This is a genomic window from Deltaproteobacteria bacterium, from assembly GCA_040223695.1.
Classification (GTDB): Bacteria; Desulfobacterota_D; UBA1144; order Nemesobacterales; family UBA2774; genus JAVKFU01.
In genome coordinates, this window is record JAVKFU010000012.1 from 12919 (window position 1) to 37356 (window position 24438).

Sequence of the window (24438 nt, forward strand, 5' to 3'; positions counted from 1 at the left end):
ATAATCCTACTTTTTATTAACCGACATCATCATCTCGGTAATCGCATAGGTCGCGCCGCTCACAGCGTCCGGGTCCGTCGAAACGTCGATCAAGGCCGGGGCGCCTGAAGAAAAGGCACGCTCGAGCGCCCCCGCAAGCTCTTTGGGGTCGTTCACGGATTCTCCGTACCCTCCCATCACCTTTACGATCTCATGAAAGGAGGTGAGACCGAGATCGACACCCGGCACCTCCCGGTTTTTGCCGTATGTAATCTCCAATTGATGCTTTGTCATACCCCATGACCGGTCGTTGCAGACTATTGCAACAAATGGAATTTTGTGCCTTATGGCAGTATCGAATTCCATAAAGTTCATCCCTATTGCGCCGTCTCCGCTAATGAGCGCGACCCGCTTGTCAGGACAGGCAACCTTTGCCCCTATCGCAAAGGGCACACCCACGCCCATACACCCGAGCGGCCCGCCCTTGACGTAATGACCCGGCTTTCTGACCCTGTAATGCCCGTCGGCCCACGCCTGCGTGTCGCCGCCATCGATGACGAGAATCCCTTCCTCCCCCAGAAATTCTTCTACCGCCCTTGCCACCCTAACCGGATGAATCGGGATTTTATCCGAACCCCTGATCTCCTCGCCTTTCTCCCGTTTTTCCGCCCGCAACGAACCCGCTCTTTCCAGCCAGGGTTTAAAATCGATCTCTATCGAGTTTTCTTCGATGTAATCCGTAACCTGCGACAGAACGCTGCCCAGATCACCCACAATACCCAAATCGGCAGGCCTGTTTCTTCCGATCTCCCCGGGGTCAATGTCAACCTGAATAATCTTCGCCTCCGGGCCAAAAGTCTTCCCGAAGCCTATGTAGATACTGAGTCTTACCCCGAGAAGAAGTATGAGGTCGGCCTCTCCCGTAATTTCCCTGAACCCGTTCGGCGCCGAAGGGCTCGCGGGTCCGAAGCAAAGCGGATGGTCGTCGGATACAATCCCGCGGCCGAAGTTTAACGTAAACACAGGAAGATTAGCACGCTCTATAAATCTCAGTATTTCCCTGTCCGCGGCCGAATACCAGGCTCCGCTTCCGGCGACCGCCACGGGTCTCCTGGCGGCTCTGAGCATTTCCACAGCTTTAATCACAATACTTTCCTCAGCCTTTATCCTGTTAGACGGAACATTAGTGTTATATGGATAGATATCATTTTCACCGAGCTCCGGGTAGAGAACCTCGTAGGACATGCCGAGATAAACAGGCCCGGGCCTTCCCGATATTGCCCTCTTATATGCCGTTGTAACGTATTCAGGTATGCGTCCAGGGTCATAGACAGTCCTGGCCCATTTCGCAACCGGCGCGGCCATACCCTGCTGATCTATCTCCTGAAGTGATAACCTGTCGTTCTCCTCCACCCCCGATCTTCCTGAAATAAGCATGAATGGGGAATTCGCGAGATGCGCTCCGGCCATGCCCGTAATAGCGTTGGTGAAACCCGGCCCTGCCGTCACAATGCATACCCCCGGCTTTCTCTTGAGCCTCCCATAGGCGTCGGCTGCCATTGAAGCTCCCTGCTCGTGATGCGTATCTATAATTCTGATCCCGAAATCGACACAGGCGTTATATATAGGGTTTATGTGACCGCCTCCGAGAGAAAATATCTCTCTCACACCGAGTTCATGGAGCGTCTTTGCAACAAGCCATCCGCCCTCTACCTTTGCCATTTCGGATCCTCCCTTCTCGTTATACCTATTACTTTGACAGTTTTCATATTTCAAATCAACCGGATATTAAAAGAATCCTTAATCGCGGCGGCTTGATACCGGCGTGTCGGCTTTAAATCTATAATGTGTTAGAATAAATCTTTAAATTATAGGAGGTACGAATATGACAGACCAAGAGCAACCTCAAGGTCAGGAAGAACAGTCCGAGCTTGGTAATATCGCCAATTCTATCTTATCGGCATTTAATCTGGGTGTTTCTTACAACCAGCAGTCGGGCGGCGTTAAAAGCATAACGGAAGTTACACAAGAACTGGGGCATACTATATACACAAATCTTTCACAGGCTTACGGTACACGTTTTCAGGAAGATTTTCTCAGGGCTAATACCGAGTATTTTCTGCAGGTGGCATTACTCGGATATATAATTCCCTCGGTTTGCGCTTATGAAGAAGATTTCAAGAACAAGCTTTTAAGTCTGATCGAGCAGAGGGCAGTTAAAACGCAGCAGGAGGCCTCTCAGGAAGGCGGAAGCGGGGGTGGTATAATCACGCCCTGATTTCAAACATACCGAAAATGAGAAAAAAAATACTCGGCGGAAGAGATAAGGTAAAAGTCGCTGTGGTCCAGGCGTCTCCTGTGTTTATGGACAAGGAAAGGACCATAGAAAAGGCGTGTGCGCTCATTAAGGAAGCCGGCAGAAACAATGCGGAGCTTATAGCATTCTCCGAGTCCTTTATTCCGGCTTATCCCGCCTATTACACCCTCGGCTACGAAACTCCGCCGCACGAATGGACGGATTACATGATAGCTCTTCAGGAAAATTCCGTGATCATTCCGAGCGAAGACACAGAGATTTTAGGCGGGGCCGCGAAGGAGGCCGGTGCCTACGTCGTGATAGGCTGCTGCGAGCTGGACGACAGGGCCGGAAGCCAGACTGTCTATAATACGCTTCTCTTCATAGACAAGGACGGCCAGGTACTGGGCCGTCACAGGAAAACCATGCCCACCTACACTGAGAGAATCTATTGGGGCATGGGAGATGCAAGCGACATAAGGGTATTCGACACCGACATAGGACGCATCGGAGGGCTTATATGCTGGGAAAACCATATGACCCTTATAAGGGCCGCAATGATTCACAGGGGTGTCGAGTTTCACGTCGCCGTATGGCCGGGGAACTGGAAAAGGGGAGAGGAAAAACTGCTGGACGCGGATACGAGCCCCGGGGGGGCGCTCTGCAATCTGCAGTCACTCATAAAGGTACACGCTTTTGAGGCGGGCGCATTCGTTTTGAGCGGATGCGGGTATCTGGATTCCGGGGATTTTCCGGAAAAATGGCATTATATCAGGGACGGGAATCATATTAACTACGACTGGGCCTGCGGGGGAAGCTCGATCGTAAACCCGGCGGGCAGATACCTGGCCGAACCCAGCTTCGAGAAAGACGCGGTCCTTTACGCGGAATGCCACGCAAACCAGATAAAGGCCGTAAAAGCGGTATTCGATTCACTTGGTCACTATTCCCGGTGGGATATCGCCCGGCTCGCACTCAGAGAAGAACCCTGGGGGCCGGAAATCTCAACAAATGAAACACATTCCAGCCGTATTCCGGATCTGCCCGAAAGCGAGCTTAAGAGGATTTCCGATCAATACGAGATCAGCATCAAAGATCTGGAATCTATCATTAAAGAAGTCGGACACATAAAAAACTAGCCCTGCGGTTTGAAACGGCTCGAATTACAAATCCAGCAATAACTATATAAACTTATACAGGCATAAAGAGAGCAAAAAAATTGCCGCCCTGGGTATAACTCGAAGAACCGGAAACCGATTAACCACTTGACATAATTACGAGAAAGTTATATAAAGCAAGGGGTGTCAGGGTAAGCTCTTGCGAGGGTTAGTGTTTTAAAGGAGGCACGGACGATGAAGTTCAGGAAGGAGTATGGAGAGTACTCCGCTCAGGAGGCCGTGGACGCCATATTGGTAATCCTGAGGAAAAAAGGAATCGAGATAGACGAAAAGAGCTTCACCTGGACACTTGTCGGTGCCCTGTTCAAGGAAGGTGTAATACCCCGGCCGGAATTCGAGCGTATATACTTTTCACTTAAAAACCACGAAAACAACCCTGACGATATAAGTGACAATATGATATGAACACCGCAATCAGGCGGATAATTCATTCATAGCCGTTCTCAGCTCATTCTCGATAATATTACGTATTTCCTTGAGACGTCCCTCTGTCTGCGCCTCGAACCTGAGAACGAGAGCCGGCTGAGTGTTGGAAGCCCTGATTAGACCCCACCCGTCCGGAAATTCTATTCTCACACCGTCTGTATCCACCACCTTATGATCCTTCATCAGCTCCTCTTTAACCTTCTCAACCACCTCGAACTTTATAGATTCAGGGCAATCGACCCGAATTTCCGGGGTTGAGACTGCCGGGGGTACATCTTCCAAAAGCTCTGATACGCTTTTTCCGGTCTTTGAAATAATTTCCAGCAGGCGAAGCGCGGCATAAAGCGCGTCATCGTAGCCGAAGAATTTATCTGCAAAGAATATATGTCCGCTCATCTCCCCGGCAAGAGAGGCGTTCTCTACTTTCATTTTATCCTTGATCAGGGAATGCCCGGTTTTCCACATTATCGACTCCCCGCCCGCCTCGTTGATAGAGTTAAAAAGCCGGTTGGAACACTTGACGTCTCCTATTATTTTCGCACCGGGAATTCGCGAAATCACGTCCATCGCGTAAATCAGCACCAGCATGTCGCCCCATATTATCCGGCCCTTCTCATCGACGACTCCTATCCTGTCACCGTCGCCGTCAAAACCGATTCCGAGCTCAAGCTCGTTATCTTTCACGGTCCTTATTAACTCATTCAGGTTTTCCACTACTGTCGGGTCAGGGTGATGGTTTGGAAACGTGCCGTCGGGCTTCACATAAAGCTCGGTCAATTCACATCCGAACTCCCTGAACACTCTCGGCCCGATAATACCCACCATGCCGTTTCCGTAATCCACTCCTACCCTTATCCCGGGTTTGATATCCAGATTCTCCTTCAAAAATTCGACGTATTTCTCCTCGACACTCGTATCACTGTATGAGCCCGAGCCTGAAGCGAATTCTCCCCTTTCGGCAATCTCCCTTATCTTCTGTATCTCTTTACCGAACACCGAGTCCCTGCCGCGGGAGAGCTTTATCCCGTTGTACTCACCGGGATTATGGCTTGCCGTGATCATTACCCCTCCGCCGACATCCAAGTTGTAGAGTGAGAAGTACAGCATGGGTGTGCTTACCATGCCAATGTCTATCACGTTTATTCCGGTCGAATTGATGCCCCTTGTCATTGCCTTAGCGTATTCGGGCGAGCTCAGCCTGCAGTCTCTGCCTACGGACACAGTGCTTGCGCCGTAATTTTTTATATAAGTGCCGTAGGCCCTGCCTATCCTTTCCAGCACGTCCTCGTTCAGGTCTTCGTCCACTATCCCCCTTATATCGTATTCCCTGAAAATCTGCGAATTTATATGCGGCATCAGTTTAACCTCCGATCATTTTATAAATTGAGGGCTTGCCAATTAGCCCGGTCCTGACGGAATATCAAAGCTCCGAATGTATCTTGAGAAAATTCCGATATAGAGAATACACTATCGGCGTATCTCTTAAAGGACAAGCTTGACTTTAATTTTACGGCTTTTATTCTTTCTTGCCATGATTTTCCCTTCCCTCGGTGAGTTTAAAAAGAAGTTAAAAAAGGGGAATCTTATCCCTGTCTGGAAAGAGGTTTTAGCGGATTTCGATACCCCTGTATCGGCCTTCAGGAAGATCGAGACAGGGGATTACGCCTTTCTTCTCGAAAGTGTGGAGGGAGGAGAGAAATGGGGAAGATACAGCTTCCTCGGAACCGAGCCGTCCATCATATTCAGGTCGAAGGGTACCGATATTGAAATAATCGAGGACGGGAAATTAACGAATAGGAAGGGAGACCCGTTTGATTGCATGAGAGAGCTTCTCTCGAGGTATAAGCCCGTTACGACCGATGAGCTGCCGAGATTTCACGGAGGCGCCGTAGGATATTTCGGCTACGATATAGTAAGGTTCGTAGAAGACCTGCCCGACGAAAATGAAGATGAGCTCAAGCTCTGGGATTCTCTTTTTATGATTACCGACTCGGTGCTCGTATTCGATAACGTCAACCACAAAATCAAGATTATTTACAACGCTTATGTCTCACACCCCGAAAGGGCCGAGGAAGCCTACGGCTACGCGGTAGAAAAGATAGAGAACATTATTACGAAACTGCGAACGGCGGTTTCCCCCTACCGGAAAGAGAACGAAAATTCAAAGAAAATTAACACGACGGAGCTTGAATCCAATTTCACACCAGAGGACTTCAGAGAGGCGGTTAAGAAGACCAAGGAATATATCAAAGCGGGGGACATAATCCAGGCCGTTATTTCGCAGCGCTGGAAGACCGGGCTCGATGTCGATCAGTTCGACCTCTACAGAGCGCTCAGGGTGCTGAACCCCTCTCCTTATATGTTCTACCTGAAAACGGACACTGAAACGCTCGTAGGCTCCTCACCCGAGGTCATGGTACGGGTGGAGGACGACGAGGTCGTAAGCCGCCCGATTGCCGGAACCAGGCCGAGGGGCGGAACGGAGACCGAAGACAGGAAACTTGAGAAAGAGCTTCTTGCAGACCCTAAAGAACGGGCGGAGCACATCATGCTCGTCGATCTTGCGAGAAACGATCTGGGGAGAATATCGATAACGGGAAGTGTCGAAGTGGATGAGCTCATGACGATTGAGAGATATTCCCACGTTATACATATCGTCTCCAACGTCGTGTCCAGGCTCCGTCCGGACAAGGACGCCTTCGATGTGATTAAAGCTACTTTTCCCGCAGGTACTCTATCAGGCGCTCCCAAGGTAAGGGCAATGGAGATAATAGAGGAACTCGAGCCGAGCAGACGGGGGGCTTACGGAGGGGCCGTCGGTTATTTCAGTTTTTCAGGCAACATGGACACTTGTATAACAATAAGAACCTTCGTAATAAAGGATGGTGTAATCTTTATACAGGCGGGCGCGGGCATAGTAGCGGACTCGGACCCGGAAAGGGAATATCAGGAAACCGTCAACAAGGTGAAAGCCCTCGTAAAGGCGGTCGAAGCGGCAAAGACGGGCTTGTGATACCGGAAGGATTTTCGGAGATAAAAGATGATATTAATGATAGACAATTACGATTCATTTACCTACAACCTCGTTCACTACCTGGCCGAGCTGGGCGAAGAAGTGACGGTGAACCGTAACGACAAAATAAGCCTTGAGGAAGTGGGCGAGCTTAATCCCGATATGATAGTCATCTCTCCCGGACCGTGCACGCCTAAAGAGGCCGGTATTTCGGTTGATGTGATAAGGGAATTCGCGGGTCGCCTGCCCATTCTCGGAGTCTGCCTCGGTCATCAGTCTATCGCCTATGCTTACGGGGCGGAAATTATACGCGCCGGGAGACTCCTTCACGGGAAAACCTCTCAAATACACCATGACGGCAAGGGGATATTCAGAGATATACCCGATCCGTTTGAAGCCACAAGATACCACTCCCTTCTGGTCGGTAAAGACACCATACCAGAGACATTTGAAATTTCCGCATGGACCGAGGAGGGAGAAATTATGGGACTAAGGCACAAGGAGCACCTGCTCGAAGGGGTGCAGTTCCATCCCGAATCCATACTCACGAAGCACGGAAAAGATATACTCCGCAATTTTATTTCGATTGCCGGAGAGAAGAAGCAACAAGGGTAAATTATTAATCCAGACGGATAGGTTATGACGCAATAATCAAGCCTCAACACCGAAGTCCGGGTTGACAAATAATCTTGGCACCCTATATTCCTAAATTCATTCGAGTTAAAGCAAGGGGTGGGAATTTATGCTTTTATTATTCAAGCCGCGTGATAAAAAATATATCGGGGAGGGGACCCTCCCGTTCGGCACTTTCGACGACACTGGCAAATGGAAGCCTATAACCAGGTACCTTGAAAAAGGCGCCGAAATGTTCCCGGACAAAACTATGTTCAGGGTAGCCGACAGGGACGGAAATCTGGTTGAAGACTATACCTATAAAGAGACAAACAACCGGGCCAATCAGGTTGCCAACGGACTGATAAATGATTACCAAATTATCAAAGGCGATAGAGTAGGCATATACATGCTTAATTCCTCCGAGTATATCGTATCTATTATCGCAATACACAAGGCGGGCGCTGTGCAGGTACCCATAAATAAGGACGAAAAAGGGGAAAGGCTCGGATACATAATCAATTACTCCGAGATGAAATCGTTAGTGGTCGATAAGGAGAGCCTCCCGATAGTCGAGCAGATCGCAGGCGATCTGAACCACCTGAAGAACATATTCGTAACAGGAGACGGTAAGGACCTTCCGGAAGAGACTGCCGGCATTGAGGTATTGCCTTTCAACACATTTAGTCAATTTTCCGACGAGAATCCGGGTGTGGACATAAAAACATCCGACGTCGAGCGGTGTATGTTCACCTCTGGCACTACCGGCATGCCCAAAGGCGTTTCCAGAAACCACGGCGGGGTCGTACTCACAGTACGGGGATACCTCCAGCAACAAGGGGTAAGGAGTGAAGACGTATTGATGAGTGTTTTAACCCTGGGCCATGCCAACGCTCAGGTGATGTGTCTCTTCACCGCGATAGGCGCCGGAGCTACTGCGGTTTTCTATCCCCGTTTTTCGGCATCGAATTTCTGGAAGTGGGCGGCCGAGTGCGGGGCCACATGCATTAATATGCTCGGAGCGGTTGCCGAGTACCTATGGGCTGCGGAGCCCACGGAGTGGGACAAGAAGCATAAAATAAGGATGGTGCTGTCAGGGCCCGCGCCGCGAAACTTAAATGAGTTCCAGGAGCGTTTCAACACACGCACCATAGACGGATACGGCTCGACCGAAATGGGAATGGTGCTCTGGAAAGACCCCGAAGACACGCGTCCCGGCTCGTCCGGCTATCCTATGGAAGGGTATTACGTGGAGCTGAGAGACCCGGAAGACACGAGCAAAGTCTTGCGTCCGTTCTGGGACCCGGAGGAACATCCGAAGCCGCCCGATGAAACCAAAGGTCTTCTATTTATAAAACCCTTTATACCGCATACCACGTTAAACGAGTACTTCAAGGATGAAAGGCGCACCAGGGAAGCCTTTGATGACGACGGTTTTTTCAATTCGGATGACCTGTTCGCCAGGGGAATTGACGGCAGGTATTACTTTCAGGGCAGATTCAGCAGAATACGCGTCTCGGGCGAAAACGTTGACCCTATCGCAGTACAGGATGTCGCAAACCAGTACGAGCCGATACAGGAGGCGATTGCTGTCGGTATCAGACTGCCCGACGTATCGGACGACGAAATCAAGCTCAATGTAACGCTTAAAAAGGGAGCGGAATTCGATCCTGTGGAATTCTCCAAATGGATGGCCGAAAGAGCCCCTGTTTTCATGGTTCCTAGATTCATCGAGGTCTACGAGGACGGATTCCCGGTAACTGCGACGCAAAAAATCAGGGTCGCCGAAATTAAAGAAATAACGGAAAAAACCTGGGACAGGAATAAAACCGGCCTCAAATTCCGCGCGCGATGAACTGTGAGCTATCTGAACAGCATAAAAATAAAGGCCGAGTAAAATATCAGAAGCAACGCCCCCTCGATCCTGCTTACTCTATGCCCTGTTCTCATAATAGGGAAGACCAGTATCGTCATAAATATCATTACCGGGAACTCGAATTTTAAGAGCCCGGGACTTACGCTTATCGGATGTATAACCGACACAAGTCCAAGTATTCCCATGTTGAATATATTGCTGCCTATGATATTGCCGACCACGATATCATGCTCCTTCTTCAGAGCGGCAACGATGGATGTAGAAAGTTCGGGGAGGGATGTCCCTATTGCGACAGCGGTTATGCTGATCATTAGTTCGCTCACCCCGAATACCCTCGCCATTGAAATTGCGGAGTCTACAACAAAACGGGCGCCTATGACGAGCCCCGCCAATCCGATAATCAAAAAAAGCACCTGTTTCCCTATGCCGTTTTTTGCCCCCAGAAACTCTTCATACTCACGCTCTACCTTGTATGGTTCCCTAGTGGCATCGTAATAACTATAAACGCCGAAGCCTATCAATGTGATAAAAAGGGCCGCTCCTCCGATTCGTCCGATTCCGAGACTCCACGCCATCCCGTAAAACACGAGAGAAATGACGATCATCACCGGAACCTCGACCTTTACCAGCTTAATCTGAATTAATAAAGGGCTTATTAATGCCGCTAACCCCAGGATAAGACCTATATTCGAAATGTTGCTTCCCACTATATTGCCCAGCACTATATCGCTCGACCCCTTTAAGGCGGCTATCAGACACACAACGAACTCGGGAGCGGAGGTGCCGAACGCGACAATAGTAAGCCCTATGACGACAGGATTAATCCCGAGGATGCGCGCCAGACGAGACGCTCCCCTCACCAAACCCTCGCCCCCCAGAAAAAGGGCCACCAGTCCCACTATGAATAAAGTGACGTCGGTTGTTATATTCAATATGAATCCTTGAGATGTTTCAGGATAAGAAAGCAGCTTAGAATGATAACCTAATACCCGCGCTACTCAAATACATTCTTATATTTTCAGAGATTTAGACCAGTACCGATTTTTAAACAGATTATCCTAAAATACAGATAAAATCCTTTATTATCTTTGATCCCTACTACTCCCCATAGGATTATGAGGTTGACAAATTTATTCTACAATTTTATTGTAATAAATTGAATCTTTTATACTGCTAAAAACCTATTAAAACTCTAAGGAGGCTTTTATGCGTTTATTATTTAAACCTCGCGACGCAAAATACCTGGGTGATGGAAATCTTCCGTTCGGGACATTTGAGGACACAACAGAATGGCAGCCTATTACAAAGTGCCTTGAGATGGGGGCGGAACAATTCCCCGACAAAACCATGTTCAGAGTGGGAAATGGTGATGGGGAAATAGTTGAAAGCTATTCGTACAAGGAAACCAACGAATGGGCAAACAGGGTAGCAAACGGATTAAAAGACGAATTCGGCATCAAGAAGGGCGATAAAGTAGGTATGTACATGCTGAATTGCTCGGAATACGTTGCCTCGATCATTGCCATCCACAAAATAGGAGCCGTGCAGGTCCCTATCAATAAGGACGAAAAAGGTGAAAGGCTGGCATACGTGATCAACTATTCTGAAACGGTCGCGCTCGTTGTGGACCCGGGCAGTGTGCCTTTTCTTGAGGAGATCGCCAAGGATTTAAAAGAGCTTAAGGTGATATTCATGACAGGTGATCCCGGAAGCGTCCCGGCTGATATCGGGGGTATAAAAACTCTCCCATTCTCAACCTTCGATAACTTTTCAAATGCGAATCCCGGAGTCGACGTGTCAACCGACGATATGGAGAGATGCATGTTTACGTCCGGTACCACCGGAATGCCCAAGGGTGTGGCGAGAGACCACGGAGGAGTCGTTATGACCGTGCGTTCATATCTCCAGCAGCAAGGGGTAAGAAGCGAGGACGTATTGATGAGTATACTTTCCCTGGGGCATGCGAACGCTCAGGTTATGTGTCTATTCAGCGCAATGGGAGCGGGTGCGACGGCGGTGTTTTTCCCCAGATTCTCGGCGTCGAGCTTCTGGAAATGGGCCGCCGGGTGCGACGCGACCTGTGTTAACATGCTGGGAGCCGTAGCCGAGTATCTCTGGGCGGCGGAACCCGGTGATTGGGACAAAAAGCACAAGATCAGAATAATGCTGGGCTCGCCTGCGCCGAGAAACCTGCAGGAGTTTCAGGAGAGATTCGGAGTGAGGGTTATAGACGGGTACGGCTCGACCGAGATGGGAATGGTGCTCTGGAAAGACCCGGAGGATCACCGTCCGGGATCGTCCGGTTTCCCGATGGAGGGTTACTATGTGGAATTGAGGGACCCTCAGGACCAGAGCAAGGTGCTGAGGCCGTTCTGGGATCCGTATGAAGACCCCACACCGCCTGAAGAGGCAAAAGGTCTGGTATATATCAAACCTCTTGTACCGCATACGACTCTTAACGAATACTTCAAGGACGAGAGGAGAACGAGAGAGGCCTTTGACGACGACGGATTCTTCAATTCCGACGACCTTTTCGCGCGCGGAATAGACGGCAGATATTACTTTGTCGGAAGGTTCAGCAGAATAAGGGTGTCCGGGGAAAACGTTGACCCCATAGCTGTACAGGACGTGGCGATGCAATATGAAGCCATACAGGAAGCTGTGGCTGTCGGTATAAGGCTCCCCAATGTCTCGGATGACGAAATAAAACTGAACGTTACCTTGAAACAGGGAGCAGAATTCGATCCTGTGGAGTTCAGTAAGTGGATGGCCGAAAAGGTCATGGTAGCTATGGTTCCTAGGTTCATTGAGGTCTACGAAGACGGATTCCCTGTAACCGCCACACAGAAAATCAAGGTTGCGGAGATAAAAGAGATTACCGATAAGACATGGGATAGAAACAAAGCCGGGATCAAGTTCAGCGCTAGGAAGTAACAGTTTTTAATCTCCGGACCGGCATCTTTATTTGATGACACACGCCGATGACGAAAAATACATGCGCCTGGCTATCGAACAAGCCGAGATAGCCGGGCGTATCGGTGAAGTTCCTATCGGCGCCGTCATAGTAGACAAGTCTCAAAGAGTAGTCTCCCGAGCGCATAATTTGCGGGAGAGCACCAACGATCCCACCGCGCATGCTGAAATAATCGCGATAAAGAAGGCTGGAGAAAAGCTCGGCAGCTGGCGGCTCGACGGAACCACAATCTACGTGACAGTCGAGCCCTGCGTAATGTGCATAGGGGCTATAGTGCTCGCCAGGACAAGCCGCCTTGTATTCGGAACGAGGGACCCGAAGGCGGGCGCGGTTGTCTCCGTGTACAAAATAGGCAGCGACGGTAAATTAAATCATAAGATTGAATATACCGAAGGCGTCTCTATGAGCGACTGCTCAAACCTTCTTAAGGATTTTTTTAAATCTCTCAGGTAATAAATTCCCGGTGTTTATTTCTTTCCAGCGAATAAACCTATGATATCCCCGATTACGCTTTTATCCTCTTCTCCGGCCAATTTTTCAAGCTCCCCGTTATCGAGCCACACACCGCTGCACACGCTGCACCGGTCGATGCTTATACCCCTGAAGACAACCTCATTTAGATCCCCGCCGCATTTGGGGCATTTCATATAGCATATCCCTTTAATCCTCTCCCTTTCCTCAAGAGCGGCCTCTTGGCTTACCTTTTCTTTCAGTCTTTTGGCTTTTTCCGCCTCTTCCCTGACGAAATATTCGTCTTCTGTTTTAGTAGGCTTATCCTTGCTCATTTATGTCCTCCCGGTAAAGATTCTTTTCCTGTGACGACTCTAAAACCGCTAAATATCAATCTTGAATCCCGAATTTACTGCCCTTTAGTTACGGGAGTTATAATAATTCTTTTTTGATCCTTATCCATTTTGGTCTCATAGCTTACGCCGCGTTCTCTTTTTAGCGCGATGTACGCTATTCTCCGTTCCGAAGCGGACATAGGCTCTAGCGATACGGGCTTTTTCATCTTTCGTACCTTCTTGGCCGTTTCCTTAACAAGCCTGGTGACCTTATCGTCTCTCCTTCTTTTATAACCGTCCACATCTATCGACACCCTTTTTTCCCTACCGTCACTGCACGACCGAGCCGCAATCTTGCCGACAACGTATTCGAGCGCTTTTATCATGTCGCCCCTTTTCCCTATGAGGAGACCCTTATCATTCGTATCCCTGATATCGAGTTTGATCTTATCAGGATTTTCTCTGATGCTGACTGAATAAGTCGGCACTAAATATTCCAGAATATCTTCGAGCGCTTTTTTCGACCTGAGCCCTTTTTCGCTCAGGTTTTCATTCTTTACAGTAACCCTGACTTTTGCCTTTCTACCCCCTATTCCCAAAACACCTTTGGAACCCTCCTCCAGAACCTCGACATCAATTTCACTTCTGGCTACCCCTAATTCCTCACACGCGCTTATGGTGGCTTCGGAAACCGTTTTCCCTTCTTTTTCTATTGCTAATCCCATGATTATCCTCCTTTTGGAGCAATAACACGACGGTTTACATAGATTTGCTGACCAATCGAAAGTATATTACTCACAGTCCAGTAGAGTATTAAACCCGATGGCAATCCCCAAAACATCACAGTAAAGATTATAGGCATAAATTGCATCAGTTTCATCTGCAGCTGCATATTTTCACCGCCGGCGGCAGGCGTCATAGGGGTCATCTTCTGAGAAATAAACCACGAAACGCCCATAAGTAGCGGCAGTATTCTAAATGGAATGCCGATGCCCGGAATATCAAACAGCGTCTCAGGCTCCGATAGGTCGTTTATCCATAAAAAAGAGCTGTGCCTGAGTTCTATCGAATGCAACAGTACATCGTAAAGGGCAACGAAAACGGGAAGCTGCAACAGAAGCGGAAAGCAGCCGCCCAGACTGCTTAAGGGGTTTATACCGTGACTGCTGTACAGTTTCATAAGCTCTGAATTCTGCTTTGCCTTATCGTCTTTGTATTTCTCTTTCAGCGCTTCCATCTTGGGCTTTACTTTTTCCATCTTTACCTGCATCTGTTTCATGGAAACCATGCTTCTGATTGTAAGAGGAAGGAAAACCAGCCTGATGAGAACCGTTATCACGATGATGGATATGCCGTAATTATGAAAAAATTCGTTTAGCCATTTCAGAAATTCCAGAAGCGGCCTTGCCAAAAACCCGACCCACCCGTAATTGATTGCCTCCTCCAGATTGTAGCCGGCCACATTGACATCTTCGGATTCGAGAGGGCCTAGATAAACCTCCCAGTTCTTTATAGAGGTTTTCCCCGCGGGTATGGTATCTGCGGGATAACTATATAGAGCCCTGACGAGCCCCTCCTGATCGAGAGGGCTAAGGCTGATCGTTGTCTCCGCTCCTGTTTCCGGAAGAAAAGTGGACATGAAATATTTTTCAGAGTATCCGAACCATTCTATTACACCCCTGTAATTGCGAGTTTCATCAGGCTGCTTCTCCACTCTTTCCACATCACTTGAGACAAGGGTAATGAAGCTCTTTGTGTTTCCGCCCCTTCCATGCTGCTCGACTTTGCCGTACCATCTGATATCGAGTTTTTCCTGAACGGGCGTGTCGCCCGGATTGGTGACTTCAAACCTCTGCTTTAAAACGTAGTTTGAAGAATCGATCTCGTAGAACTTCTTTACTGTTATTCCCCCGGGAGAACTCCATTCAAATACAAGCTCCTTGCTGCCGTCTTCTACACTAACATTTCTATCCCCACTGTACTTAAAGGGAATCAGCTCGGGAACCTCGTACCCCTGGAGTCTTAGTAATGTGCTGAAACCGGGAGGTGAATCAAAGAATAGATTGATCGGAGCCGAGCCGTTCGTGTTCTGTTTATATTTTTTAAGCTCCCATTTAAATATCCTTCCGCCCGCCGTATCCAGAACTCCGTGGTAAAGAGGGGTGTCTATACTTACTAGTTCACCTTCGGGAGAAGAATGAATGGTGTTGTTATTCGAGGCCGGGCTTTCATTAAAATCATTTGTGAAGGCGGGAGAGGTTGTTGCCGGGGCCGGTGTGGACTGCTCCGCCGCCTGCCGCCCGTTTTGCTTTTGCTGCTGATTGGCAGGTTTTGAAAAAAAGTATGTATAACCGAAAATTATAGCAAACGATAGTACCAGGAAAATAATGTAATTTAACTTGTTGTTCGACATCCCCTCGACCTTTTAACGCACCGGATCATATCCGCCGGAACTGAGCGGGTGGCACCTTGCGATTCTTTTCACCGCGAGCCATAGACCCTTAACGAATCCGTATTTTTTTAAAGCGTCCAGCGCATACTCCGAACAGCTGGGATAGAATCTGCAAGAAGACGGCAAAATAGGGGAAATCAAATATTTATAGGCCTTTATTAATAAAGCAGCAAGGTATACTAAAGAACTTGATATCATGACAATTCAGACCTGATTATTTCTTCGATCTCTTTCTTTGCCAGACAGTAATCAAGCGTTTCGCTGCCCTTCTTCGCCACAAACAATACATCCAGGGAATCAAAAAGGGATTTGTTTTGTCTGAAAACCTCTCTAAGTACCCTCTTGACACGATTTCGCCCTACTGCACCAGGCACGTTCTTTTTGGCAACCACAAAACCGGCTCTGGAGTATCCCAAAGTGTTGGGCATGTACATAATATTAAAATGCTCTGTATGGAGCTTCTTGCTCTTCCCAAATATCTTTTCGTATTCAGAGCTCTTTCGGATTTTTAATTCTTTTGGGAAAGAAGAACTCACAACAAAGCTCATTTCTTCCAGCGCTGCACCGTGAGACTGTGCCTGCCTTTTGCTATTCGCCTCTTCAACGTCCGTCTTCCGCCCTTGGTGCTCATTCTCTCGCGGAACCCGTGTACCCGTAATCTTTTTTTAACGTGAGGTTGAAATGTTCTTTTCATAATTCGCCCTAAAAACTAACACGAAAAGATTTGACGGTCAAGAAGGCCGTCCCGAAAGTCTCCGCGCTCTTTTAGGACGCCGAGCGCGACTGGAAAACGCTTCCCCGCTTACCTGGCATTTAAATCAGTAAAAATAGAAAATACAGAGATAGAAGCAATCCTGTACATAACGTTTACACAGAGATTAATTTGTAAGCTATTGCGGAAAGTAATAAGTGTTACAATGAGTTTTACTCTGTCAATAGGGGCATCGCGCATATTGCGTTTGCGAACAACACCCCTTGACAAGATTCTCTCACCACTTATAGTATTACCCGAAGAGCTCAAAATCAATAGATATTTGGAAGTATTACGGGAATAATTAAAGTGGGTGGAAAAAAACAACTTTTAGAATATACTGTAAACGATCATACCGACGAACCGGCGAAAATCGTAAAACTTGTAAAAGAAAATTACATATCTGATTTTGAGCGGTTCAAATCGGTAAATAAGAATAGTTATAACTTCAAGAGGTCGGATAACACCCCCAAGTCTAAAGAACATAAATAAACTAATCTAATATCCTCAGCCGAGCTTAGTTTCCCCATACATTCGAATGGAGTAACGAATATGATCAAAACAGCTTATGATTTTGTTATGCTTACCCTCCTGGGTTTTGTTAAATTGTCTCTCTTTTCCTTGTTCTTTTTTTTCTCGATCTTTTTCTTTGTTAAATCAAAAAATCCTGTAATGGAAGAAAAACCCGCTTATGCAGGGCTACTCGCCGAGCCTCATAGACCGGAACATTCCAATTCTCTTAAACCGCATGAAGTGATAATCGCGGAGAATAACGAAGCGGATGAAGCGGATATAGAGGATATGACACCTGAAGAAGCCGAGGTATTTTTATTCATACTCAGGTTTTCAGATAAAATTACATCGGCCAACGCCAGAAAGCTCTCTAAACTGATCGTCGAGGAATGTGATAATTACAAGGATCTCGACCCCTATCTCATACTTGCGGTCATACAAGTCGAGAGCGAATTCGCGCCCCGCGCCGTATCAAACCGAGGGGCTATCGGACTCATGCAGGTAATGCCGACAACAGGAGAATACGTAGCAAAGGAGAACGGGATTTCGTATAACGGGAGGAAATCATTATACGACCCGCTGGTAAATGTAAAACTGGGCATACGGTACCTGTCTTTCCTTGCGGAACGCTACGACAATACCGAGAACGCGCTTGCGGCCTACAATTACGGTCCGTCAAATTTCGAGAAGGCGCTCAGCGCCAACAGGAAAACGTTCGGATATGTGAAAAAGGTGCTCAGCTTTAAAAATTACCTTGAGAAAGAAAGCATATTGCTTGCCAAGAATAGTTAATTTTGAGTCATACCGAAAACCGCACAGCTTTTCGGAGCGCATCAACACCGATAGTTAGTTATAATTCCAGGATGAAATTCGGCATTTCTCTTCCAAATTTCGGGAAGTACGCCTCAAGGGAAAATATCCTTAAAACTGCCGTTTTAGCCGAGGACCTGGGATACGATTCACTCTGGGTGAGCGATCATATCGTAATACCCGATTCCCACGAAGGCTTCGGCCACGTTTTCTTGGACCCCATAACCACGCTCGGTTTCGTTGCCGCGAAAACAAAGAATATATCCCTCGGCACGAGCGTTTTAATACTTCCCTACAGAAACCCCGTCGTGCTCGCAAAGATGATATCCACTCTTGACACGCTTTCCGGGGGGAGAATCATAGTGGGGGCGGGAACAGGCTGGATGAGGGATGAATTCGACGCGCTCGGTATCCCTTTTGAAAAACGCGGCGCTACCACCGATGAGTATATCGAAGTCCTGAAAGAACTCTGGACAAGGGACAGCCCCGTCTATAAGGGGAACTATATTTCGTTCTCGGATATAAAATTTTTACCCAAACCGCTCCAGGAGCCGCACCCGCCGATCTGGATAGGGGGCGGGAGCGAGAGGGCGATTGAGCGTGCAGCGAGGTACGGGGACGGATGGCAGCCTGTGGGACTCACACCCGAAGGGATCAAGGAAAAACTTGGGTATTTGAATAAACTCCTCGATGAAGAGAAAAAAGATAATTTCGTTGTATCTCTCAGAAGAAACCTCGAAATTAACGAGGATAAGCGATTTCCGGAAGAAGAGACTCTCAGGGGAGGGCCCGAGAAAATAATCACCGGAATAAGGGACTATATCGAAGCCAGTGTATCACACTTTATACTTCATATACTGAGCGGCGACTTCAAGGACGTCTTAAAAACAATGGAGACTTTCTCAACAAAGATAAGGCCCGCCATTTAAAACCGCTAAGCCCGTAATATTATACTCGCCACAAAAACCGATCCCCTTCTAAAGATTCCAGTATACTAAAAGAGGAGCCGGGGCTGCACTTAAGTCATTAAGTAGCTTCCGGGGACAATATGTCGCATATACGACGTTGACACAGGCTCAATGTTCATGGGATAATGGCATTACTAAAGTTGATAGATACACAATAGCTTTGCGGGGAGGTACACAAGTTGGAAAATGAAACCGGAAAATTTACGGCAGCAGCCGTACAGACAGCCCCCGTTTTCCTAAACAAGGCAGAGACAGTCGGGAAGATTGTAAGCCTGATCGAGGAGGCGGCCGCTGGAGGCGCGAGCCTGATCGTATTTCCCGAAGCCATCATCCCCGCATACCCGTACTGGCCCAAGGATCTGGGCTCAATAGAGGGAAGGAAGCTCGTTCTGGACGCTTACACCGAGCTTTACAAGAACTCTGTCGAGATACCGGATGAAGACACCGACAAACTCTGTAGGGCAGCGGCAAAGGCGGGCGCTTATGTAGTGCTGGGTGTAAACGAAAGGGAAGGCGGAACTCTGTATAATACGATACTCTATATAGACAAGAACGGCACCATGCTGGGAAAGCACAGGAAGCTCATGTCGATAGACAGCGAGAAGTGCATCTGGGGAATGGGGGGCGAAGAAGATTTGAATGTCTTCGATACCGAAGTAGGTAAAATAGGCGGGTTCTTCTGCTACGAGCACCACATGACTCTCGCGAAATACGCGATGTACCAAAAGGGGGAGCAGATACACGCCGGTCTCTGGGCCGGGCACGGCTTCGTTAAGCCGACGATGGATTTCGCGAGCCGCCAGTACGCCTTTGAAGGACAGGTGTTTGTCATCGCTTCTTCAGGTCACATCACGGATAAAATGATTCCCGACAGCTTCCCTCTCAAGAAGCAGACGCTCTGGGATTACCCCGGCGGAAGCGGGATCATAAATCCGAGAGGGGATTACCTCGCCGGACCCGTATACGGAAAAGAGGAAATAATCTACGCAGATATAGACAGGGATATGATCATCCGGGCAAAGGCCGTCATCGACGGCGCCGGGCATTTCTCGAGACCGGATATTCTGAGGCTGGACATAGGTGGTTATAAAAACGGAAAGGATCAATATACAGACTCTGAACACGAGATACAGGGCCTCAGAAACAAGGTGGAGGAGCTGTCGGCCCGACAGCGGGAGCTTCATGAAAAACTGGACAGCATTGCCGCAAAATTATCCGGCCGGGAAAAATAAAACAAACAATCTGCGACGCCGATTTCTTTACCCGCCCCGATTGGCGATAAATTATATGCCAACAACGTGTTCATGCCCAAAGCCCGGAAGAAAATGACTGCTGTCACTTACTTAATTCGAGTTATTAAAATGCTATTCTAAACGGGGCAAACAAACTCATCCGCTCTTGTTCTCGATAGATTGAATTACATTCTGCTTGAGATTCCAGAGCTTCTCCGAGAGTGAGACATGATAAATATGCGGATTCACTAAACGCCTTACACCCGGGTCGAGATGTTCCGTATCATACTCTCTCTTCTTCCTGAGCTCCTCAATCGATGGGAAATCATAAACTATCTTTCCTCGATCCCTGACCTTCACCAGGAGGGGCTCTGTCTTGCTGACTTCGTCTCTTCCCATTACTCTCTGTTTTGTATGGTCTGAGGGATGCCGCATCTGGATAAGGTTCATCCCTTTCGGGTCTTCTCCGTCGATCGCAAGAAGATCGGCTGTGGCATTCCCCCTTTTATCGTAAATACGCCACGGCTTTTTATTGCCGGGATTCAGGGTTTTCTGCGGAGTCTCGGACAGCTTTATCGCGGGCACCCATCCCCCGCTTTCCATAACCGCCACGAGTTTATAAACACCGTCCAGCGCTGAATCACCTTTAGATGTTATAAGCCTTGTTCCCACTCCATATACGAGCCTCTTGATCAAGCGGTCCGGATCGACTCCGTAGCGGGGCGCTTCGTCTTCAATCTGGGTTATTATCTGCCAGATAACAAGCTCGTCGAGCTGATTCGAAAGCACTATTTTGGCGTCGGAAAAACCTGCGTCATCGAGCATCCTCGCAGACTGAATGGAGAGAAACGCGAGATCACCCGAATCGAGCCTGATTCCGAGCGGTTTATGGCCCTTTCTTCTTAATTCCTCGAAAACCTTTATAGCATTCGGGACGCCGCTCTCCAGAGTGTTAACCGTATCTACAAGGAGAACGCAGTCATCAGGATACACATCTGCATACGCCCTGAAAGCCCCGAGCTCCCCTTCGCCTAGAGCCATAAATACCTGAACCATGCTATGGGCGTGGGTTCCCTTGGGACGGAAGCCTAAAATGTGCGAAATCCCCACGTTCGACGAAAAATCCGCCCCGCCTACGAGCGCGGCCCTGACTCCGGCATTGACCCCTTTATCATGTCCACGGCGCATCCCGAATTCCAGAATGGGCTGTCCGCGCGCCGCTTCTTTTATACGAGCCGCCTTCGTGGCTATCAATATCTGATAATTAATCTTATTCAGGAGGGGGGATTCCAGAATCTGCGACATCGCCAGAGGGCCCTGTATTACCGTCACCGGAACGTTGGGATGAACAACCCTTCCTTCGGGGATCGAATACATGGTAATGTCTCCGAAAGTGCCGTTTTTCCTTAACCAATCGAGAAAATCGTCTCTGAAAATCCTGGATCCGGCCTGGCCGCTTTGTTCTCTCAAATAGCCGATTTCCTCATCGCCGAACCGGGTATTTTCCATCCACTCCGTAAGTGATTCCAAACCCGCGTTTATACAGTACCCTGCTTTATGCGAGCCGTAATCCGGGTAATGCCTGAAAAAATGATCGAACTGTGCATGATTTTCATGCAGCCCGAAGCTGTAATAAAGCTGGGCCATGGTTAGCTGGTATTGATCTGTAAAGAGAGCGCCTTCCGATATGTTATCCATTTTATATTATCGGTTTTATCAAGATCTGAATTTCACATAGAGAAACCGGGAGATATTTACTATATACTTGTTATTATATCTCTATTTTATATACAAAGGAATTGTTGCCGGAGATTCGACAATTATCAATTATATGAAATTACGAGCAGCATTGAGAGATAATAATTAATAAAAAAACTAGGAGCATAATAATACCACCTTTTAAAAGTCGGAAGATTATTTGTGTTGACAAAATATGAAACAGATTGTAAAATTTTGTCAGTATAGACAATTATGGGTATTTGTTTTGAAATATAGTCATTCTCAGAACAAAAGGTTAAATCAACTCCAACGGACCCGCGCGCACCAAAAGGTCTCAACCACAATTTGAAAGATCTCTTTCGACCTATGGCAAGAAAAGGAAAATTGCAATAAGCACAGCAAGTTGCAGACATTCAGGTTGTTAATTATCACTCCTTCGGCTTAGAGCCAAGTCTCCGGGACTCAGCACAAGGAGAAGGTTAAGACAAGATGGAAACCATCGGTAAGATTTTGAGCATAACCCTCTTAACCATTTTCGGATCGGCCGCAGCTACTGTATATGTAGTCGACTCGAGCTACTTTAAGTCGTTTCTCGGAACCTCCACAGTCACGTATACATCGGACGAGGTTATTTACAGCGGCGCTCAGGATTTCAGTGATTCCAGAGAATACAGAGAGAAGCAGGAAAAGAAATATGTAGCGGTGGAAAAAAACAGTGACAGCGCTTCCTACAATCCTGAAAAAAACACTATATGGGGACAAAAATACAGCGCGGGCCCCAATGATATGGAATACGAAAACCGGAGAGCATCCAGCCTGGCCCGGAATAACTCGCTCGAATCGCTGAGGGAGAATATGGAATACTGGAGCGCGCAGTATAAACGGGCTGCGGAAGCCGGAGAATCACGGAGCGCTAATCTCGCCTATAAAAACTATGAAGACTATAGGGAAGCACTTGAGATTAGGCAATCGAAGGGCGACTAACATAAGCCGTGCATACCGCCGCCGTCCATATACCTATCAGGTAATTTGTTTTTCTTAACCCTACGGCAGGCTGCGTCTTTTTGTTCCTTTACAGTATAAGAAAGAGCTTTGTCAGAAGGAAGTCCCCGATAATAATAAGCAGAAGTGATACTACTACCGTGGCGGTAGTAGCTCGTCCTACGCCTTGTGTTCCGCCTTCCGCCTTCATCCCTATAAAACATCCGGTAATGGCGACTATTATTCCGAAGAAAAAGGTTTTCGATATTCCGCTCACAAAGTCATCGATTGTAACCCATTCGAGAATGCTTGAAACGAAGAGCCTGGGCTTAACGTCGAGGTCTATGTTCGACATGATCATGGCGCCTAAAATGCCCGTGAAATCGGCGATGATAGCAAGGAACGGGAAAGAAATTATCGCCGCCACAAGCCTAGGCACAACCAGCTTTCTTATGGGGTCCGCACCAAGTGTCCTGATTGCATCTATCTGCTCGGTTACCTTCATTGACCCTATTTCGGCGGTAATACCCGAACCTACCCTTCCTCCGACCAGCAGCGAGGTTACAACAGGCCCCAGCTCCCGGACAAAGGACAGCGATACAACAGGCCCCACAACCCCCTTGGCACCGAACCACGCGAATCCCCAGGCGAGCTGAACCACCATAACCATACCAATCGCCATCGCAGAAGCTATTACTATCGGAACCGACTTAAAGCCTATTTCATCTATCTGCTCAAGCACGAGACGGAAGTTAAAGGGCCGCGTGACGGAGGCGAATATCGTCCTGTAGAAAAATATTCCTACCTCTCCCAGCTGCTCAATTAACGAAATGCAGTATGATCCGAGCCTGGCGATATAGTTTGCTAACATTGCTAGAGAACCCTGAATTGAGATATAAATTCTTCAAACACAGCTTCACCGTCGTCAAAACTATCAGGGGGAGAAGCGTATGTAAAATCATATATGCATTCACCCTTTCGAAACACGACCGTTTCTATCTTTACGGGCGCACCGTTTATGCTTCCGGTATATATGCTGCTAAGCGCTTTTTGTCCGTCAACCGAAGTCTCTTCTCTTTTTACAGCTTTTTTATCCTTAATACCTATCAGCAGCGATTCGGAAAGGGCTTTCAGGCTGTAGTTTTTCTTTTTCGGATCACAGGTAGAATTAACGGTAATAGTCGAATCGCTCAACAAGCTGTTATAGGCCAGATCCCCTCCCTCGATGTCGAGTCTTTTCCAATCCCCCGGTAGGGCGCCGATCCTGTAGGTGGTGTCATCGGAGGTGTAGACAAGCCCGTCAAGTTTTCCGTCGTTCCCGGAATCGGCGGATCTATAATACCCGATAAACTTGACGACCGAACAGGAATTCAAAAATATAACCGATAAGCAGATAATTATTATTCTTTTTGTCATGCGATGATTAATCTTGATTTAGATTTAAATCCAAAACACCTGAACGTGGCGATCCTGTTGCTTATGAGCTGACGGGATTTGAATAATACTTGAATCTCTACAAAAACCAAGCATATTAAATCCTTAAGCATTATCATCACTCAACAGGAGCAAAGATTGTCCAGGGTAACTATATATACAAATATCTACTGTGTATATTGCAATGCCGCAAAAGCGCTTCTCGGCAAGAAGGGTCTCGAGTACAGGGAGGTTGATTTAAGCTCAGAGCCCGACCTGAGACTGAGACTGGTGGAGAAATACAGGTGGAGGACGATTCCCCTAATACTGATAGGCGATAAAGTGATAGGCGGATTCGCCGAGCTGTACGAACTCGAGAACACCGGTGAGCTTGACCGGCTCCTGGAAAACGAGCTGCTTGATTAGGAACTGTGTTTTTAACGCCTCCTGAATTTGACTC

General features: G+C 47.9%; 25 protein-coding genes. 13 read left to right on the forward strand and 12 right to left on the reverse strand.

Annotation, left to right across the window (positions count from 1 at the left end; genetic code table 11):
• Positions 1-6: 6 nt before the first annotated feature.
• The gene (locus RIG61_02745; protein ID MEQ9618074.1) at positions 7-1701 is read right to left on the reverse strand and encodes a thiamine pyrophosphate-binding protein; all 1695 of its coding nucleotides are present in this window, start codon (positions 1699-1701) and stop codon (positions 7-9) included.
• 163 nt (positions 1702-1864) lie between these two features.
• Here RIG61_02745 and RIG61_02750 point away from each other — a divergent pair, with 163 nt between their 5' ends.
• The 3 genes from RIG61_02750 (at position 1865) to RIG61_02760 (ending at position 3858) form a co-directional block, all read left to right on the forward strand.
• Positions 1865-2257 carry a hypothetical protein gene (locus tag RIG61_02750; GenBank protein ID MEQ9618075.1) on the forward strand — a complete coding sequence of 131 codons (393 nt, stop codon included), beginning with the start codon at positions 1865-1867 and terminating at the stop codon, positions 2255-2257.
• A 17-nt stretch (positions 2258-2274) separates the two neighbouring features.
• A complete protein-coding gene (locus RIG61_02755; GenBank protein ID MEQ9618076.1) occupies positions 2275-3414 on the forward strand; it encodes a carbon-nitrogen hydrolase family protein in 1140 nt (379 codons plus the stop codon).
• A 213-nt stretch (positions 3415-3627) separates the two neighbouring features.
• Positions 3628-3858 (forward strand): hypothetical protein, encoded by a 231-nt coding sequence (locus RIG61_02760; protein MEQ9618077.1) that lies wholly within the window; start codon positions 3628-3630, stop codon positions 3856-3858.
• 9 nt (positions 3859-3867) lie between these two features.
• On the opposite strand, the gene RIG61_02765 is transcribed toward RIG61_02760, so the two are convergent.
• Positions 3868-5235, reverse strand: a complete 1368-nt coding sequence (locus tag RIG61_02765; protein ID MEQ9618078.1) for a phosphomannomutase/phosphoglucomutase — start codon at positions 5233-5235, stop codon at positions 3868-3870.
• A 175-nt stretch (positions 5236-5410) separates the two neighbouring features.
• Between RIG61_02765 and trpE the strand changes: the two genes are divergently transcribed.
• The 3 genes from trpE (at position 5411) to RIG61_02780 (ending at position 9359) form a co-directional block, all read left to right on the forward strand.
• A complete protein-coding gene (trpE, locus tag RIG61_02770; protein MEQ9618079.1) occupies positions 5411-6892 on the forward strand; it encodes an anthranilate synthase component I in 1482 nt (493 codons plus the stop codon).
• Positions 6893-6919: 27 nt separating this feature from the next.
• Positions 6920-7507 carry an aminodeoxychorismate/anthranilate synthase component II gene (locus tag RIG61_02775; GenBank protein ID MEQ9618080.1) on the forward strand — a complete coding sequence of 196 codons (588 nt, stop codon included), beginning with the start codon at positions 6920-6922 and terminating at the stop codon, positions 7505-7507.
• A gap of 127 nt (positions 7508-7634) precedes the next feature.
• On the forward strand, positions 7635-9359 hold the full coding sequence (locus tag RIG61_02780) for an AMP-binding protein (protein MEQ9618081.1): 1725 nt from the start codon (positions 7635-7637) through the stop codon (positions 9357-9359).
• Between the two features lie 8 nt (positions 9360-9367).
• On the opposite strand, the gene RIG61_02785 is transcribed toward RIG61_02780, so the two are convergent.
• Positions 9368-10312, reverse strand: coding sequence for a calcium/sodium antiporter (locus RIG61_02785; protein ID MEQ9618082.1), 945 nt, complete (start codon positions 10310-10312; stop codon positions 9368-9370).
• 274 nt (positions 10313-10586) lie between these two features.
• On the opposite strand from RIG61_02785, the gene RIG61_02790 reads away from it, so the two are divergent.
• Entirely contained in the window at positions 10587-12314 is a 1728-nt protein-coding gene (locus RIG61_02790; protein ID MEQ9618083.1) for an AMP-binding protein, read from the forward strand.
• Between the two features lie 34 nt (positions 12315-12348).
• Entirely contained in the window at positions 12349-12807 is a 459-nt protein-coding gene (gene tadA / locus RIG61_02795) for a tRNA adenosine(34) deaminase TadA (GenBank protein ID MEQ9618084.1), read from the forward strand.
• Between the two features lie 14 nt (positions 12808-12821).
• On the opposite strand, the gene RIG61_02800 is transcribed toward tadA, so the two are convergent.
• The 6 genes from RIG61_02800 to rpmH all read right to left on the reverse strand — a co-directional run bounded on the left by RIG61_02800 (position 12822) and on the right by rpmH (position 16285).
• On the reverse strand, positions 12822-13139 hold the full coding sequence (locus tag RIG61_02800; protein MEQ9618085.1) for a zf-TFIIB domain-containing protein: 318 nt from the start codon (positions 13137-13139) through the stop codon (positions 12822-12824).
• Positions 13140-13213: 74 nt separating this feature from the next.
• Positions 13214-13864, reverse strand: coding sequence for an RNA-binding cell elongation regulator Jag/EloR (jag, locus tag RIG61_02805; GenBank protein MEQ9618086.1), 651 nt, complete (start codon positions 13862-13864; stop codon positions 13214-13216).
• Between the two features lie 2 nt (positions 13865-13866).
• On the reverse strand, positions 13867-15552 hold the full coding sequence (gene yidC, locus RIG61_02810; protein ID MEQ9618087.1) for a membrane protein insertase YidC: 1686 nt from the start codon (positions 15550-15552) through the stop codon (positions 13867-13869).
• 12 nt (positions 15553-15564) lie between these two features.
• Positions 15565-15789, reverse strand: a complete 225-nt coding sequence (gene yidD / locus RIG61_02815) for a membrane protein insertion efficiency factor YidD (protein MEQ9618088.1) — start codon at positions 15787-15789, stop codon at positions 15565-15567.
• Entirely contained in the window at positions 15786-16127 is a 342-nt protein-coding gene (gene rnpA, locus RIG61_02820) for a ribonuclease P protein component (protein MEQ9618089.1), read from the reverse strand. Before rnpA ends, yidD begins: the two co-directional genes overlap by 4 nt.
• A gap of 8 nt (positions 16128-16135) precedes the next feature.
• The gene (rpmH, locus tag RIG61_02825) at positions 16136-16285 is read right to left on the reverse strand and encodes a 50S ribosomal protein L34 (protein MEQ9618090.1); all 150 of its coding nucleotides are present in this window, start codon (positions 16283-16285) and stop codon (positions 16136-16138) included.
• A 609-nt stretch (positions 16286-16894) separates the two neighbouring features.
• Between rpmH and RIG61_02830 the strand changes: the two genes are divergently transcribed.
• The 3 genes from RIG61_02830 to RIG61_02840 all read left to right on the forward strand — a co-directional run bounded on the left by RIG61_02830 (position 16895) and on the right by RIG61_02840 (position 19865).
• Positions 16895-17647 carry a lytic transglycosylase domain-containing protein gene (locus RIG61_02830; protein ID MEQ9618091.1) on the forward strand — a complete coding sequence of 251 codons (753 nt, stop codon included), beginning with the start codon at positions 16895-16897 and terminating at the stop codon, positions 17645-17647.
• 71 nt (positions 17648-17718) lie between these two features.
• Positions 17719-18594 carry an LLM class F420-dependent oxidoreductase gene (locus tag RIG61_02835; GenBank protein ID MEQ9618092.1) on the forward strand — a complete coding sequence of 292 codons (876 nt, stop codon included), beginning with the start codon at positions 17719-17721 and terminating at the stop codon, positions 18592-18594.
• Between the two features lie 218 nt (positions 18595-18812).
• A complete protein-coding gene (locus RIG61_02840; protein MEQ9618093.1) occupies positions 18813-19865 on the forward strand; it encodes a carbon-nitrogen hydrolase family protein in 1053 nt (350 codons plus the stop codon).
• Between the two features lie 156 nt (positions 19866-20021).
• Here RIG61_02840 and RIG61_02845 read toward each other — a convergent pair whose 3' ends face one another.
• A complete protein-coding gene (locus RIG61_02845) occupies positions 20022-21563 on the reverse strand; it encodes a nicotinate phosphoribosyltransferase (protein MEQ9618094.1) in 1542 nt (513 codons plus the stop codon).
• A 510-nt stretch (positions 21564-22073) separates the two neighbouring features.
• Here RIG61_02845 and RIG61_02850 point away from each other — a divergent pair.
• Positions 22074-22568, forward strand: coding sequence for a hypothetical protein (locus RIG61_02850; protein MEQ9618095.1), 495 nt, complete (start codon positions 22074-22076; stop codon positions 22566-22568).
• Between the two features lie 88 nt (positions 22569-22656).
• Here the strand turns inward: RIG61_02850 and RIG61_02855 are convergent, their stop codons facing one another.
• Together RIG61_02855 and RIG61_02860 are read right to left on the reverse strand one after the other, a co-directional pair.
• Entirely contained in the window at positions 22657-23436 is a 780-nt protein-coding gene (locus RIG61_02855; GenBank protein ID MEQ9618096.1) for an ABC transporter permease, read from the reverse strand.
• Between the two features lie 2 nt (positions 23437-23438).
• Entirely contained in the window at positions 23439-23939 is a 501-nt protein-coding gene (locus RIG61_02860; protein ID MEQ9618097.1) for a hypothetical protein, read from the reverse strand.
• Positions 23940-24137: 198 nt separating this feature from the next.
• Here RIG61_02860 and RIG61_02865 point away from each other — a divergent pair, with 198 nt between their 5' ends.
• The gene (locus tag RIG61_02865) at positions 24138-24404 is read left to right on the forward strand and encodes a glutaredoxin domain-containing protein (protein MEQ9618098.1); all 267 of its coding nucleotides are present in this window, start codon (positions 24138-24140) and stop codon (positions 24402-24404) included.
• Positions 24405-24438: the final 34 nt, after the last annotated feature.